Here is a 16936-nt window from a genome sequence, read left to right on the forward strand (position 1 = left end):
AATGTGTAGCCAACCCAGACCTCACCCCAAACCGTAATCTTCAATTTTACCTAACTCTAACCCCAATCAACCCGCAACCCAATCTCAGCTACTCCTTGACCTCAACCTACTCTAGCCCCGAACCGCCAACACCAATCAGAGCACCAACCACTAACCAAAACGCCACAGGCACGCACCACAAGGCACAAACCACAAAAAGCACACACAAACCACAAACTTCTATCCTCGCTGAATTGGTGGCTTCGTGCGGCTCCGTATGATGCTTCAAGCGACCGTCATAATTGCAAGGATTTGGCCGTTCTTGTTTCTATATCACTTAGCAGTGTGGTCATATCCATGCCTGCATGATTACCGAGCAGGATAATGGTGATATCATCGGATAGATTGCGTGAAAATGCTGTGGAAAACCCACCGCCGCTTCCATTGTGGAAGACGGTGCGTTTTGTTCCGTTTTCCTTGAGAATCCAGGCATAACCATAATTTTTATTGGAATAAGGCTCATACATCGTTTCAATCGTTTCCTGACTTAGGATCTGGTCAGTGTAAAGTGAACGGTCCCATTTCAGCAGATCATCCACGGTCGAATAGATCGTGCCTGACCCGGATTGTGAAACATAGTAAGGTGCAGGTACCCATCCTTTTCCTTGCTGAACAAAGCCGCTGTTCGTATGTACTTTGCGGGATGCTTCTCCGGAGTCTTTCATACCGAGCGGACCCAGAATGGTTTGTTGTACATAGTCAGCATAGCTCATGCCAGATACCTGTTCCACAACGTACGCGAGCAATACATAACCGCTATTGCTGTATAGGTAGGCACTGCCGGGTTCGAACTTCAACGTTTTGTGGCGAATCTCTTCTACCGTTTTTTCAAGTGTATCGCCTTCCCCGCGACCGAAGGCCGACGGCAGACCCGACGTTTGGGACAGTAACATATGCAGGGTAATCTGATCTCCCTTGGGGATGCCGGAAATGTAGGTGGAGATCGGATCTTGAACATCCAACTTGCCTGATTCTGCCAAACTCAAGATGGAAGCCGCAGTGAATGATTTGCTCAAGGAGGCAATACGCATCTTCTGATCCGGACGATTCATGGTCTGTTCGTCCGCAAGACCATACCCCTGTTTCAGCAAAATTTCGCCGTCCCGAGCAATCAGAGCCATCCCCGGATAGTTGATCTCGCGCAGATAGGTGTCTACGCTAGCTACCTCAGGATTTAGCACACTGACCTGATCAGTCATTATGCCAACATTCATCTGGCCCGAAGACGTTCGCTGGACTTGGATATCGGCCTTCAGAGCATTCGCCAGAGTACGGACAGGAATCATTAATGTGCCGTTAATGGTACGTGAATTCACCGGAGAGGCCAGAGAAACCTGGTTTACTTTAATCGACTTACTGCCTGCTTGATGCACCAGCTTATCTCTGCCAACGGTAATGGTCGCCGTTTTGGTACGGGCATCCCACTTCAAAATCCCTTTAACAGATTGGACTACATCTCGTAAGGGAACGAATGTTGTACCTTTTAGGATAAGCGGAGCGTTGTTCCAGAGTTGCGGTTCCCCGTTAACTTCAATATGCACGGCTTGTGTAGTCTGCGTTGCAGAAACAGTGGTGTTGTTAGATAGCCCGAATATCGGACCTGCACATAGAATGAATGCGAGTAAAATACGCAGCGTGGATGAATAGCGACGACTGGATACAGATTGTTGCTTGTGAAGCTTGCCTAAGATTTGAGCCCTCTCCTTCCAAGTGTTTCTTATTAAACCATTATATAAATATTGTAAACGATCCCAACAAGGGGGTCAAAAGGAGAGTATACCTAAGTAACAGAATCAGATCACTTAAAAATACGATTTTTTAATATAGACGCATAATGTTTCGCGGTGAACTTTCCGATAAAAAGAGTTGATCTTAATGATGGGAGATAGATAGATAATGAGAAAAGGGCTTCAAAAAAGGCTTCAAAAAAAGCCTCAAACAGGGCATAAAATGAAGGGAAGGTTTCAATTATGGTTTACGTTAACGGTAAAAAAGCGGCTGATTGCCGCATTTCTTTTATTCCTGATTGTACCCAGCCTTAGTGTAGGATGGCTTGCTTATCTTAAGGCAGCAGATCAGGTTAGAATGGAGATTACTCGTTCTGCGGAGGCCAAAACGGAAATGCTTAGTCTGCAGATCGATCAGATGCTCATTATGGAGAAGGACAATGCTGCACAGATGGCAGCAGGAATTACTTCCGAGGATATTATTAATAAGAGCCCTGCGCTTCAAGCTCAGATGGATCGGATGTCCAAAAACCATAAGGAACTAGGTGTACTTACGGCTGGAGCGGAGGATGGAAGCTGGATGAAATCCCCTGATGCGGGAAACCAGATTTATGATCCTCGTGAACGTCCATGGTACAAAATGGCGATGTCACAATCGGAGCCAGTCATCTCGGATACTTACCAGTCTTCTACGACAGGGGAATGGGTGGTGACAGCGGCCGCCAAGCTAGCAGACGGGCAAGGTGTTTTTGGAGCCAATGTAAGCTTGAATCATTTGAAGGAGACGGTAGACCAGATTCATATTGGCAAAGCAGGCAAACTGTATATGCTGGATAATGGCGGGAAATTTTTGTTTCATTACAAGATTGAATCCGGTACTCAGTCTGATCAAAGTTACATTAACGAAATGTATACGAAAGATCGGGGAACCGTGAATTATACATATGATGGTCAACCGATGGAAGCTGTATTTTACACAAATACGGCCACGGGCTGGAAAATTGTCGGCGAGATGATTCCCTCCGAAGCGGCAGAGTCCGTGCAACCGATTATGATTCGTGCGATTACACTTGTAGGCGTAGCAATTATTGTAGGTATTGTGTTGTTGATCTTTATTATCCGTAGCATTCATCGTCCGCTGCAGCAGCTAACGCAAGCGGCATCTCAAGTAAGTGCGGGAGACCTGACGGTTCGCGTAGGCCTGCGGCGCAAGGATGAGTTCGGTCAGCTTGGTGATAGTTTTGATATGATGACAACTTCGCTGCGTAATGTCCTGGGCGAGGTGCATGATACATCTAGTCAACTGGCAGCGTCATCCGAAGAGTTGATGGCAAGCTCCGAGCAGACCTCCAAAGCAACAGAGCAGGTGGCCGAGTTAATGCAAGATGCAGCTGCAGGAACAACGATGCAGAATGAAAGTCTTGCAGCGACAGAGCAGCTTGTCGGTGAGATGTCGCTTGGCGTGAAGGAGATTTCTGCAAGAGCCGGAGACGCAGAGCGTATTGCGATTGAAGCATCCTCCAAATCGGAAGCAGGTATGGTCACGATGCAGGAGGCCGTATCCCATATAAAGCAAGTGAACGATGAGAGCAAGGCTGTGGAGGATGTTATCGAAGATCTGCGAGCGAAAAATGATGAAATTCTGGAGATTGTAGCGGAGATTACAGCCATTGCCAAGCAGACGAACATTCTGGCATTGAATGCTTCCATCGAGGCTTCGAGAGCGGGCGAGCATGGCCTGGGATTTGCCGTGGTTGCTAACGAAGTGAAAATGCTTGCGAACAGCTCAGGTGCTTCGGCAGAGCGGATCAATGAGCTTATGCGCGAGATGCATGAGAAGACTCATGCTGTTCAGTCTACCTTCGCACGCACAGGTGAAGGTATGATGAGAAGCTCGCAAATGATCGCAGAGGCTGGAGAAGTTTTCAAGACGATTCGTGATGCGGTTCAAACTGTTGCAGCTCAGGCCGAAGAGGCGGCTGCAGCTTCCCGTCAGATCGATCAAGGGATGGGACATGTGAACAAAGCTGTAAACGAAACGATGGTTCTCTCTAACCGGATTGCTGCGGGAACCGAGGATGGATCGGCGGCTGCTCAGGAGCAGCTTGCTACAATGGAGGAGGTTGCGGCATCTTCAGCGGCCTTGTCTCGCATGGCAGAGGATCTGCAGAGCATGATTGAACGATTCAAATTGTAACTGAGGGAGTATGAACGCGGGTATGAAGGCTGTCGGGGTAATTGAACCGGCAGTCTTTTTTCTTTTTTTGCAGGAGATTGGATTATGATTGAGATATCTAATCTATCTCGTTAGTTTGACAATAAACAAACATAATTATATTATATCTATAAATAAACAAACAAATAAACTAATTTTGATTGATTTGAATTAATTCCCCTTATGAATCAATACAGAATTAACTTGGAACTCCAAATAACTCACAAATCAAAATACATTAGATGATTGATAGAAAGGACGGCGAAGGATGAAAGCCTCGGATTCAAGATTGCAGACAGCCTCTCTGGAAGAGATCAAACGCGGATATGTGGAGGAAGGAATGGCCTATTCCTGTATTTGTTGCGGTTTTACAACAGAACCGGGAATTGTTTACCCTGACGAAGGTGTGCTCTATGATGCGGTTCGTTACATGGGTGTTCATATTGAGAAGGTTCACGGGTCGGTATTTGAATATTTGCTGGAGCTGGATAAAAGTGTGACCGGATTGTCGGATGTACAGCGAGGTCTGCTGGCCCAGTTCTATGAAGGGAAAAAGGATGCAGAAGTGCAGCAGGCTCTGGGCATCGGCAGTGCGTCTACCATTCGAAACCATCGATTCGTTTTGAAGGAAAAGGAGAGGCAGGCCAAAATATTTCTGGCGTTAATGGAACTGTTGAAAAATAAAGACCTGCATGCTCCGGCAACATGGGTGTCGCCGATTATGAAACAAGGTCATACGATTCATCAGCATTCCTTTGAAATATCGGAAGAGGAACGGGAACGTGTGCTGCGCAACTATTTTCCCGAAGGTATAAGCGGCCCAATGACTACGTTCCATATGCAGCAAAAACATAAGTATATCGTGCTCACAGAGGTTGCCAAACGTTTTGAACCCCGGCGTCAGTACACCGAAAAACAAGTGAACACACTCTTGGAGAAGGTACATGCTGACTATGTTGAGATTCGGAGATATCTGGTGGATTACGGTCTGTTAGAGCGAAAGGAGGATGGAAGCCAGTACTGGCTGGGTAGTGTAGCAGAGGAACAAGGTAACGGTAGAGGGGACGGGAAACAGCCGAAAGGATCATCAGCCAAATTAACAGATAACTCAGCTGAATCCCTAACCATGGAACAGCAAGTTCCAGAAGAAAGAGCAGGTAAAGGAGAGAAAAGCATGAACCGACGCAAAGAGTTACAAGAGCAAGCCAAAGAAGTCAAAACAGAAGCAGGCGTTTATCAAATTCGGAATGAGCGAAACGGCAAAGTGTATATCGACAGCACGCCTAATCTGAAGACCATTAATGGGCAGCAATTTATGCTGCAGATGGGAAGCCATCTGAATCGACGTTTGCAGGCAGAGTGGAATGAATACGGTGAGAGTGCATTTACGATTGAGGTATTAGAAGTCATGAAAAAGGATGACAATCCCTACGCCGATCCGAAGGATGCGCTGGCCAAATGTCTGGAAAGCTGGTTTGAGAAGCTGGAGCCTTACGGAGATCGTGGATACCACGGGGAGCCAAAACCATCGAATTAGTAGGTAAATAGAGTTCACTTTCAGTATTGAACACTACAAACTTAACATATTAATATTGGAAAATAACTAGATTCTTCTGCTTCATGACCAGGCGATTAGCACCTAACGGGCAGATTAGCATAACAGATGCAATCCAATAGGGCCTTCGTTAGTTCAATTTTCTAACACATCTTATTTTTGAATGGATAACGCCATTTCTTTTATCTTTTCATTTTCTACCACTTCTTTAGTTGTTCCGATTTTGGCTAAATGTACAATAACCTGACCCAATTGTTCAGATGTTATAGCCCACTTCATTCGTTTTAGCAACGGATGCAAAGGTTTTAATACATTGGATAGGATACGATAAAGTGCTGTTTTTGAACGAATACCGTGCATGGGTAAAATAACTAATGGGCGTAACATATATGCTCCTTTGAAAGGTAGGCGAAGTAACGCATTTTCCGTTTTTCCTTCCACACGGGCCCATAGTTCTGGTCCTTGCTCCGTACTATCTACTCCCATTCCCGTAATATAAATCATTTTCATATCGGGATTAAGTTTGACTAATTGAGAGGCTGCTTTTATCGTCAATTCATAGGTGATATGAATATAGTCAGCCTCTGACATACCAGCTGATCTAACACCAATTAAATAAAAACAAGCATCATATCCCGTTACTTTATCCTGAATTTGAGAAAGATCCGAAATATCTGGTAACACTATTTCTTGATATTTCTCATGTTGGTTGGTTGTTGGTTTACGTACAATTGCTAATACATGTTCAACCTCTGGATCGCGTAAACTTTCTCTTAATGCTAACTGACCGATCATACCTGTTACACCATATATAATCACCTTCATTGCTACCATCCTTTCTTTGAAAAAACGGACTCTCGTTAGAATCACTGTGGATATTAAGAACTTCAACGTTCTTTCTATATTAACTTTCTTATTATTAATTAAATGAATGATCGTTTAATTAAAAAATATAATAAATGCCATTATTGACTAATGGCATCCCAGCTCAGTGAAAATATGAGCTCAAATTCCTTTTCAATTGTAGTGTATATACCTTCATAATATTCCTTTGCAAGCTGAACAATAGGGAAATAACAATATGAGATAATTAACTCCGCTTTCGCATTTTTTAAAGAGCCATTGCTAATCCCTCGTTCAAAATAACGGTACAAGTTTTCAAACATGGGAGCAGTATCAGCCATACATAACTTGTTCATAAATGGTGATGCTGTAAACTGTTCTAAGAAAAGAAACCAATCTTTGTTTTCCATCATGAATTCTAATGAGTTCTTCATGAAGATATAGCAGATTTCTTTAGTATCCAATTCTTCATGAATACCATGCAACATACTTCTGCTCAACTTTTCCTTTACATCCAGATACAGTTTGACTAGCAAATCTTCTTTATTTTCGTAATAAGTATAAATAGTAGCAGGAGAAAGGTTAGCTCGCTTCGCTATTTTTGACATGGAGAGATCGGAGAATCCAACTTCATTAATCAACTGGATTGTAGAATCGAAAATAGCTTGGTTCTTTTTTTCATCTTTATGTCTCATGAATTTATATTAAATGAACGTTCGGTTATTGTCAACGGCAACGGTTTTTTGTGTGCTAAGTTTCTAATACATCTTATCTTTGAATCGATAACGCCATTTCTTTTAACTGTTCTTTCTCCAACACTTCTTTTGTTGTTCCTGTTTTGGCTAAATGTAAAATAACCTGACCTAATTGTTCAGATGTTATAACTGATTTCATTCGTTTTAACAACGGATTCAAAGGTTTTAATATATTGTATAGGATACGATGAAGTGTTACTTTTGAACGAACACCATGCATAGGTAAAATAACTAACGGGCGTAACATATACGCTCCTTTGAAAGGCAGGCGAAGTAACGCATTTTCCGTTTTTCCTTCTATGCGAGCCCACATTTTTTTTCCTTGCTCCGTACTATCTGCTCCCATTCCCGTAATATAAATCATTTTCATATCAGGATTGAGTCTGATTAATTGAGAGGCTACTTTTATTGTCATTTCATAGGTGATATGGATATAGTCAGCCTCTGACACATCAGCTGATGAAACACCAATTAAATAAAGGCATGCATCATATCCCGTCACTTTTTCCTGAATTGAGGAGAGATCAGAAATATCCGGTAACACAATTTCTTGATATTTGACATGTTGGTTAGTTGTTGGTTTACGTACAATCGCTAATATTTGTTCCACCTCTGGATCGCGTAAACTTTCTCTTAATGCTGACTGACCCATCATACCCGTTACACCATATAAAATCACCTTCATTGCTGCCATCCTTTCTTTAAAAAGCCGACTCTCGTTAGAGGGAAATGCTTATTCCTAATTTTAATGTCCTCTACATATGCATAGATTTAAACGATGAGGAAGTCATTTTGGCTATTATGAACGTCGTTCTATATTCACTTCCAGACTATTAATTAAATGAATGTTTATTTAATTAATAGAAGGATAAATGCCATTATTGACTAATGGCATCACCAGCTCAGTAGAATATGAGCTCAAATTCCTTTTAAATTGTAGTTTATTTACATTCACAAGATTAGCCGTTTAGCTATTTTTAACGTCATTATTCAACCGGATTGTGAAATCGAATTAGCTTGGTTCATTTTTCATCTTTTATGTCTCACGAGCCTATATTAAATGAACGTTCAGTTATTGTCAACAACCAAAGAGGTGCTGAAGGACTTCGATTACAAAAGACGATCCCGATTCATGTAACCGATAGATGGATTAGGACCGTCTTTAGTAGATTTTGCGCTTCATTAAATATCATAATACATGACTGGTTTTCTGGAAATGTAACGATTACCAGAAACCTTATTTCACTGAAACACACGATATCCGTCCATTTTCTCTTTATTTTTACTAAATAAGCTTCCCTGAGAATCGTTAAAAAATTATCCAGCTAGATCAGGCGATGCAGGGCAGTCACATCTGGGCGGAATATTGAGATTTAGCCATAGTAATAAGCAAGTAAGCAAGCAACAAGAAGTAAGTAGTGAGTATGTATGACTATCCCATAAAAAATCCCTTTGCCGTTAAATCAGCAAAGGGATTTTTTGTGGTGATGTGCTCTAATATATTCGCTAGATGGCGAAAGATTTGCATTGGTTGTCCATTACAGCTTGAATTGCTCCACCAGCTTCTGCAGCTTATTAGCCAGATGCGCAAGGGAATCGGCAGAGGATGAGATTTCCTGCATGGACGCCACTTGCTCTTCCGTTGCAGCGGAGATATTCTCTGTGCCATCGGCATTGGTTTCCGAGATGGTATGAATGTGGTCGATAGACTGCACCACTTCTGCTGTGCTGGCAGACATCTCTTCTGATGCCGCTGCGATATTTTCAAGCTGCTGATTGACCACCCCAACGGCCTCGCTAATCTGCACAAATGCATCATCGGCAAATTGTACAGCTCGGATGCCGCTGTCTACATCTTTTTGTCCCAGACGAACATTCTCGTTCGCTCTGGAGATTTCTTGTTGAATGGATGCGACCATCTCTACAATCTTCTGACCGGATTCGCTGGACTGCTCGGCCAGTTTGCGAACTTCACTTGCTACAACGGAGAATCCACGTCCATGCTCGCCTGCACGAGCTGCTTCAATGGAAGCATTCAGCGCAAGCAGGTTGGTTTGGGCTGCGATATCCGTAATGACAGAGACCATCTCACCGATGGAGCTGGAATGCTGATCCAGTCTTGTGGCCGTCTCAGCGATCCCTTGTACGAAATGCTGGATGGAGCTCATCTCCGATACAGCCGTTTTAATCGTCGAGTTCCCTTGTTGCGCGAGTTCGCTTGCTTGCATCGCGGCTTCGGACACTTGCTGTGTACTGTTCGTTACTTGTCCAACCCCTCCGGCAAGTTCATTCATCTGTTGTGCGGTATGTTTCAGGCTGTTTGCCTGCTTTTCAATGCCAGCTGCTGACTGTTCTGTAATAAGGGCCACTTGCTCCGTAGCTTTGGTTGTCTCGGACGAATTGATGGCAAGCTGTGTAGAAGATGTTGTAAGCTCGTCAGCTGTATTACGCACATCCTGAATGACTGTTCGTAAAGATTGACTCATTTTGTTAAAGCTGTTGCTGAGTTTGCCAAATTCATCCTGACCGTGCACAGCAACCTCAATGGTCAGATTTCCATCGCTGATTTCGTTGGAGGCTTTGACAAGGCGATTGAGCGGTTTCGTAATGGCTTGTACAATCCAGAAAATAATGATGGAGCTGACAACTACAGCAATCGCAATAACAATCAGGGTAGTGTACAGGATTGGACGAACGGTTTCCGTAACTTCGTCGTTATCAATAACACCGACGACTGTCCAGCCTGTCGTTTCATTAGTTACGAAGAAAGCATGCTCACTTTTTCCGTTCAACGTATACTGCAGATCGCCATTTTTTTGGTCAAAAATTTGTTTATAGGGCTCCATCGTGCCTTCGGTACCTGGTTTTTCGGTTGGATGCACGATGATTTTATTCGCATTATCGATAATATAGATATATCCTCTTTGCCCGATTTTCGTGGAGTTTACCGTCTGGGAAAGAGCTTCAAGGGACAGACTGACCGAAACAACACCATGACCGTCACCGGTCGTCTGAGCGACCGAAGCAACCACGTTACCTGTATTGCTTGAGATGTAAGGTGTAATTACAGTTGGCACGTCTTTGTTCTCCGAAGCAGCTTTAAACCAAGGACGTTCACGGGGATCATATCCCGGCTTGTTTACAGCGGTGACTGGGGAGTTGATATAGACACCTTTATCCGTTCCGACGGAAGCAAGTTCCACGTCATTGTGGGTATCTTTGTAAGCATCAAGTAAGGTACGAATCGTTTTCGTTTCGTCCCCTTGAACCGGACCCACATTACCAGCATCCAGCTGACTTGCCAGGAAGTCTACATTTTTACGTGTAGCCCCAATAATCTGGTCAATGGTCTGATTCAGTACACTCACGCTACTGTTGGCATTCTCAAACATTTTTTCTTCGACCTTGGTAGCCGCTGTCTGGAATGAAATGATGCCTAAACTGATCGTCGGGATCAGCAGCACGATAGCAAATGAAAGTATCAGTTTCTCTCTCATCTGTAACGTTCGTTTCCCCTTTGGCTGCTTCACTTTCTTCATAGTACATTCTCCCCCTGTCAACTCTCCCGAACTGACATAAAATATGGTATATTTCTAAGTTAATGCAAACCAATTCTGTATTCATTACTCAAAGTCTGTGACCCAGAATGGTATGTATCGATATATATCGGCTGACAGTGATTAAAATTAGAGAGGAGTTGTGCGAGAGTTGAATGAAAGTGCACCAAGATTATCTGCACATGAAAAAAGTGTGGAAATCCAGGATAAAGCAACATTTATGCAGGGGGTTCGAGATTGTGTGCCTACCCTGCTTGGATACTTAAGTATTGGATTTGCAGCGGGGGTCATCGAGATGACTGCAGGTCTCAGTTTTGCCGAAACCGCATTGTTGAGCCTGATTTTGTATGCAGGTTCTGCCCAGTTCATTGCAGCAGGGATGCTGGCTTCCAATGGATCGGCATTAGCGATCATCTTCACTATATTTTTTGTGAATCTGCGTCATCTGTTGCTTAGCGCAGCCGTATCTCCGTATTTCAGACATCTGACACCGCTTAAAAATATGTGGATTGGCTCACTGCTTACGGATGAGTCATTCGGTGTGGCGATGACACGTGCAATCGGCAGAAAAACGCTCAGTGAGCGCTGGATGCACGGTCTGAATATTACGGCATATTTAAACTGGTTTGTTGCGAACATGGCGGGAGCGTACTTTGGACGCTGGATCACGAACCCGGATCGGTTTGGACTGGATTATGCGTTGCCAGCGATGTTTATCGGTCTAATCGTGCTTCAGTTGGTACATCGCAAAAGCAAAAAAATACATATCAATGTAGCAATCATTGCGGTCGTGTGTGTCATATTAGCAAGCATGGCTTCACTAGGTAGTCTGAGTATTATCATAGCGGCAGTGGTTGCAGCAACGATGGGAGTGTTTATGGAACGATGGAAGTAAGATGGGATGTATTCTGGATTATTATGGGCTCGGCACTACTCACGTTTGTCCCCCGGGTATTGCCGCTTATGCTCTTCAGTAAAATACAGATTCCGGTGTGGCTGATGCGCTGGCTCGAATATGTGCCTGTTGCCGTCATGGCCTCACTTATTGGTCAGGAGTTGTTTATGTCAGGCAATCGACTGGTGCCGATTACAGAAAATGCCGCCTTATGGGCAGCATTGCCGACAGTGGCTGTAGCCATCTGGACACGCAGTCTGCTTGGTACGGTGCTGGTTGGTATTGTATCGATGATGATACTACGTTACCTCATGGGATAGAATGACGGGATCGTGATGAAAACGCTATTTTCTAATGAACCTAAAAGGGATAAGATGGAGAAAGCGGCATGAAGTAGTCTATTATGGCCATGGATAAATCATTAGAATTTCATCATTTATTTTGAGCGAAAGGAACGATGTCTAAGATGAAACCAAGTCCATCGACGATTTTGTTTCAAGGGGATTCCATTACCGACGGAGGAAGATCACGTGATGAGGATCTGAATCATGTCCTCGGTCATGGGTACGCGTATTTGATCTCAAGCAGACTAGGCATGGAGCTGGCGAGTAAGCAAAAGACGTTCTATAACCGAGGCATTAGCGGAAATCGGGCATCCGATCTGTATGCACGCTGGAATGAAGACACATATAGTCTGAAACCGGATCTGATCAGTATCCTGATTGGGGTCAACGATGCTTGGCGTTTCATGAATGATGAACCAAGAGGATATACAGATCGTTTTGCCCGGGCGTATCGTCACTTGCTTGAGGAAACACGGGAAGTTATACCGGAGACTGGACTTGTCCTGATGGAGCCTTTCATTCTAAAGACGGGGGCAACGCTGGACAAATGGGAGGGCTGGGAGAAGTTTATGGCCGAATACCAGCAACAGGTTCGGGAAATGGCCGAGCACTTCGGGGCGGTGTGGGTCCCGCTACAGCAAACGTTCAATGCGGCATTGGAGCAAGCCGATGCTTCATACTGGTTATGGGATGGCGTTCATCCTACTGCGGCAGGTCATGAGCTAATTGCCCGTCAGTGGTTGTCTGTGGTGCAGCAATCTCCACTTGCTATTGTGTAGCTTATCTTAAATTCCATTAGTGAAGCGTGGTGAATCCTTTGCAAGGCTCTAATCACGAAATCGGAAACGAACATCATGAAATGCGTGTAAGATACGCTCTAGATGAATCTGAGGTACTCGACTGGCCAGACGAAGAGCAGATCCAGCAAGTGTTTCTTAACATTAACAATCGGAATCATGTTCAAGAGGGTGCAGGATTCAAGGCTGATGAACTTCGGGAAAGATTGTTCCGGCCCGAGTTGGCTGAGATGCTCACCGATTTACGAAGGTATGGAGAGCAAGCATTAAGAGAACCGCTACCTCTTCTGACATTCCAACTGTTTCGACAGTTCGGCAGGGCGGGAGAACGCAAAGCCTACGAGCAGGTATACTTCGAAAGGCGCGGTAGATTAGCAGCCGTTGCCATGCTTGCTCTCGATGCTGGCACCCCTCATATGGTTCATGCTCTCGAAGAGATGTTGTGGGCGATATGTGATGAATATACGTGGTGTCTTCCGGCACATCTGGGAACGGGAGAGGCGGAGCAGGTAGCAGGCAATATCGACCTCTTCGCGGCAGAGACGGTACATATGCTTGCGGAGATTGTGATACTTCATCGTCATCATCTCGATGCTCTGGTTGTTGAACGGATACGTAAAGAGGCGGAGAGACGTATCTTTACGCCGTTATACAGGGAAAAGAGGGCATATCACTGGCAGATAGCCGATCACAACTGGTCTGCTGTCTGTGGGGGATGTTGCGGCATGGCTGCTCTGTTATTGCTGGAGGATCAGGCGATGCTGCTGGAGTCCACCAGGCAGACGATCAACTGTATGAAGGCATTCTTGAGCGGGTATGGCGAGGACGGCGGTTGTGCTGAAGGGATTGGGTACTGGGTGTATGGCTTCGGTTATTTCGTCTATTATGCCGAAATGTTACGGGACTACACCGAGGGAGCGTTGGACTTGCTGGAAGGTTCCAAAATAGCCGCGATAGCGGCATTTCCACTACGAATCCATCTGTCGGGCGGTACATTTATCAATTATTCGGATAGCTCGGAGCATGAGGAGATACCTTCGGGGCTCCTGTCTCTTTTAGCTGTACGTTTCGGAATGAAAGTGGATTTGCCTCTGCGGATTCCTCGGCTGACAGAAGATCCTTGTCGTCGCTGGGCACATCTGTTACGGAACTTGATGTGGAGCGATCCGGAGGTATATAAACGTATACATCGAGAAGCGGCTGAGCAGGCGAATGGAGGGTTTATTTTTCAACAGCTGGAATGGATGGTTGCTAAACATGCCCTTCATATGCCGCCGAATGTACAAGGAGAGACAAGCAGACGGTGTTCAGACCGGGAGTGGGTTCAGGTGGCATGTTCGTTTAAAGGCGGTCATAATGATGAACCCCATAATCATAATGATCTGGGACAAGTGATTATCCATTGCGGTGGTGAAAATATACTGTGTGACCCTGGAGCAGGGTTGTACACTCAGGCGTATTTTGCTCCAGGGCGTGAGCAGTTACTGCATATCTCATCCGCCGGGCATAACGTGCCCCTGATCGGAGGTTGCGAGCAGCGTTCGGGTAGAAAGGCTGAAGCCGAGTTGCTGGAATTCAGGCTTGAGCCGGATGGAAGTGAAATGCAGGCCTTGTTCGACCTGACGCAGGCATATCCCGAAGCAGCATTGCACAGGTATACACGCCATCTGAGCTGGAAGGCTGGACAAGATTATGTTGGAATGAATGGGACTATGGAAGTTAAGGAAAGAGGCGGCAGTTGTTGTAGTACGGGGAATCCTTCTGATCCGGGTGTGCATGTAGATATGGCGACCTTGCGGATTATAGACAGATTCCAATGGAAGATGGACACAGAAGCGGATACTGCAAAGGCTTCGTTGAACGAGTCATATGTTGAATCACAAGTCGTTGAGCGCTGGATAAGCCGGGTAGGTCCGACAATGGAAAAGGAAGGCAGACTTCGGTGGCAGGCTTCGCAGGCTAATCTGTACATGAACTATGATGCTGTCCTGTGGCGGGTGCAGACAGAAGCTGTGCATACCGTGGATCACGATCAGGTCCCTGTTACATTTTATCGTACATCACTTGTTTGGAAAGGGAACGAAGTTACAGCGGCAAAGAGCGAGGATGAACGAGTTGAATATGCCGAAACCGCCAACGATGCTCCGCTAGAGATTGTATGTCAGGTTGATTTTATTGTTGAACCCCATCAAGGAGAAACCGAGGTGAGTCCGCGTGAGTCGTTATACAGCCACAGCGACATATCCATGGAAAAATGAACTTGAAAGGTATCGCACATTAGCAGCTGAATCAGGCTCTGCACCGGCAGATGGCTGGAAAAGGGAGCGTAAGCTGGCACTCGTGAAACGAATTGTGTGCGCTTACACGAAATATCAGGATAATAACGGTGCGATTATCGATCCGTACTCAGGCATGGAACGGTACTATTCTACCCCAGCCTACGCTATGGCAGCTGCAGTACTGGTGGATGCAGGGCACATGGAGCTGCTCGATTCCGCATCGGCAGCTCTGTCCCATAGCATTGATGCGGTGGTAAGCGGCAGTGCGCCGGACAATCATCCGGATTTTTTTCCTGTACTGATGATGCGGGCATACATGTTGCTAAAGTCTCATCTACCCGATCAGGCCGCCATCTGGGCCGAGGCACTTCGGACGATTGATCCGGAGAACGATTATGTATTTACGATGAGTAAGATGAATAATGCCAATCGCATGATTAACTGGAATGCCATTATGATCTCGGGTGAGTATCTGCGATGGAGCGAACATCTTGCGATTGAGGGTACAACGTGGATGGATCGTTATCTGGAAGCATACCATCTGCCACGCTTTACTCCGCTCGGTCTGTATCAGGACGGTCCGCTGGATCGGCCGAATTGTCCGTTTTCCTATGATATCGCTACCCGCTATCATCTTGAAGTGATACTTGATGGAGGTTATGAAGGGGCAGCCGCAGATGCATTACGAGAGAAGCTGAATCATGGTGCGTTCAGCTCACTGCTGATGTTGTCTCCGCTGGGAGAAATACCGCCGCGTGGTCGCAGCTCCCAGCACCAATGGAATGAAGCAGCGGCGGCATATGTTTGCTCGGTACACGCCAAGCTGGCGATGCAGGCCGGGGACTCGGTGATGGCCGGGGCGTTTGCACGAGCGGAAAATCGTTGTTTTGAAGCCGTAGAGCGCTGGTTGATGCCGGATGGACGTTTGAAGATTGTACGCAACGAATATGCGCCTGAGAAACGTCACGGTTATGAAGTATACACCAATCACACCTGTTACAATCTGTGGACGGCAGCCGCGCTGGCACATGCCTGTCTTCGTGCTTCAGATGAGGGGATTGTGCTATCCTATCTCCCTTCCGAGATTGGAAACAGGGTACTACAGACGGATGGCTGGTTCGAAACCGTGCTGGCCTCTGTGCCAGGCCAGCAGTTGGTTTTGCACACTGCGCTGAATGACCCGTATACGATTCCGGGGCTGGTACGAGTGCAACAGGCAGGTCTGCCGGGATTAATAGGCCCGTCCGCAGCCAGTCACATACAGGCAGGATTTACGGAATTTGCTGAAGGTGTTGTGCAGCCTTTGAGTTATTGCCCCGCTTGGAAGACAACGGATGGGGTGTGGCATAGTCTGGCCGAGGGCATACCATCGGGTAGTGAGTATGACCGTGATGCGGGAATTGATCCGGCACACGGTGGCGGTTCAATCATATTTAAAATGGCGACCCGGATGGGTGAGAGTTCGGCGGATCATGAGCTACAAGAAACCGTGTCAGCAGTTGGTTCAAATATTGTGAAGAGCACTGCTGAGAAAGCCATGTTGAATACAACGGAGAATGATTTTGAAATTACCTGGACGGGGCCTTTACCTGGGATGCGATCTATCATTACCCGTTATGTGCAACGAGCAGATGAACTGGTGGTGACGTATATATTTGAGGGTGAGATTGAGGCGGTGGGAGCTGTGATTCCACTGATGTTTAGCGATGGTCGGGAGCAGGCTATGATTACCTATACGGAGCGCAGTGTGCGCACAACGTACCTGGGAGCATACGTTGAATCGACAATTCAAGATGTAAAAGCTGTGATTCAGCTGAATCCACAGGAAGTGGCTTCACGCAACGGGCTGCTCAAGCAAGCGCGGATGGAAGTTTACGATGCACAGCAACTGACATTCACTATTCGATTGGGACGCGATCTCACATAGGAA

At 45.7% G+C, this 16936-nt stretch carries 12 protein-coding genes; 7 read left to right on the forward strand and 5 right to left on the reverse strand.

Annotation, left to right across the window (positions count from 1 at the left end; genetic code table 11):
- Positions 1-275: 275 nt before the first annotated feature.
- A complete protein-coding gene (locus tag M3629_RS19730) occupies positions 276-1580 on the reverse strand; it encodes a serine hydrolase (RefSeq protein WP_251509702.1) in 1305 nt (434 codons plus the stop codon).
- Between the two features lie 409 nt (positions 1581-1989).
- Between M3629_RS19730 and M3629_RS19735 the strand changes: the two genes are divergently transcribed.
- Complete coding sequence (locus M3629_RS19735) at positions 1990-3963, forward strand: methyl-accepting chemotaxis protein (protein WP_251509703.1); 1974 nt, start codon at positions 1990-1992, stop codon at positions 3961-3963.
- Positions 3964-4249: 286 nt separating this feature from the next.
- The gene (locus tag M3629_RS19740; protein WP_251509704.1) at positions 4250-5518 is read left to right on the forward strand and encodes a DUF2087 domain-containing protein; all 1269 of its coding nucleotides are present in this window, start codon (positions 4250-4252) and stop codon (positions 5516-5518) included.
- A 171-nt stretch (positions 5519-5689) separates the two neighbouring features.
- Here M3629_RS19740 and M3629_RS19745 read toward each other — a convergent pair whose 3' ends face one another.
- From M3629_RS19745 to M3629_RS19760, 4 genes are all read right to left on the reverse strand, one after another.
- Entirely contained in the window at positions 5690-6361 is a 672-nt protein-coding gene (locus tag M3629_RS19745; RefSeq protein ID WP_251509705.1) for an NAD-dependent epimerase/dehydratase family protein, read from the reverse strand.
- Positions 6362-6501: 140 nt separating this feature from the next.
- Entirely contained in the window at positions 6502-7074 is a 573-nt protein-coding gene (locus tag M3629_RS19750) for a TetR/AcrR family transcriptional regulator (protein ID WP_251509706.1), read from the reverse strand.
- Positions 7075-7147: 73 nt separating this feature from the next.
- Positions 7148-7819 carry an NAD-dependent epimerase/dehydratase family protein gene (locus M3629_RS19755; RefSeq protein ID WP_251509707.1) on the reverse strand — a complete coding sequence of 224 codons (672 nt, stop codon included), beginning with the start codon at positions 7817-7819 and terminating at the stop codon, positions 7148-7150.
- Positions 7820-8672: 853 nt separating this feature from the next.
- Positions 8673-10673: a methyl-accepting chemotaxis protein gene (locus M3629_RS19760; protein WP_251509708.1), complete on the reverse strand. Its 2001-nt coding sequence runs from the start codon at positions 10671-10673 to the stop codon at positions 8673-8675.
- 238 nt (positions 10674-10911) lie between these two features.
- Here M3629_RS19760 and M3629_RS19765 point away from each other — a divergent pair, with 238 nt between their 5' ends.
- The 5 genes from M3629_RS19765 (at position 10912) to M3629_RS19785 (ending at position 16933) form a co-directional block, all read left to right on the forward strand.
- Positions 10912-11586 (forward strand): AzlC family ABC transporter permease, encoded by a 675-nt coding sequence (locus tag M3629_RS19765; RefSeq protein ID WP_145334290.1) that lies wholly within the window; start codon positions 10912-10914, stop codon positions 11584-11586.
- Entirely contained in the window at positions 11577-11906 is a 330-nt protein-coding gene (locus M3629_RS19770) for an AzlD domain-containing protein (RefSeq protein ID WP_251509709.1), read from the forward strand. The genes M3629_RS19765 and M3629_RS19770 overlap by 10 nt, the downstream gene beginning before the upstream one ends.
- Positions 11907-12052: 146 nt before the next feature.
- Positions 12053-12709: an SGNH/GDSL hydrolase family protein gene (locus M3629_RS19775; protein WP_251509855.1), complete on the forward strand. Its 657-nt coding sequence runs from the start codon at positions 12053-12055 to the stop codon at positions 12707-12709.
- A 38-nt stretch (positions 12710-12747) separates the two neighbouring features.
- Positions 12748-14985, forward strand: a complete 2238-nt coding sequence (locus M3629_RS19780; protein WP_251509710.1) for a heparinase II/III family protein — start codon at positions 12748-12750, stop codon at positions 14983-14985.
- Positions 14942-16933, forward strand: coding sequence for a glycosyl hydrolase (locus M3629_RS19785; RefSeq protein WP_251509711.1), 1992 nt, complete (start codon positions 14942-14944; stop codon positions 16931-16933). Before M3629_RS19780 ends, M3629_RS19785 begins: the two co-directional genes overlap by 44 nt.
- Positions 16934-16936: the final 3 nt, after the last annotated feature.

The sequence above is a fragment of the Paenibacillus polysaccharolyticus genome, assembly GCF_023714295.1.
GTDB classification, from domain to species: Bacteria; Bacillota; Bacilli; order Paenibacillales; family Paenibacillaceae; genus Paenibacillus; species Paenibacillus polysaccharolyticus_A.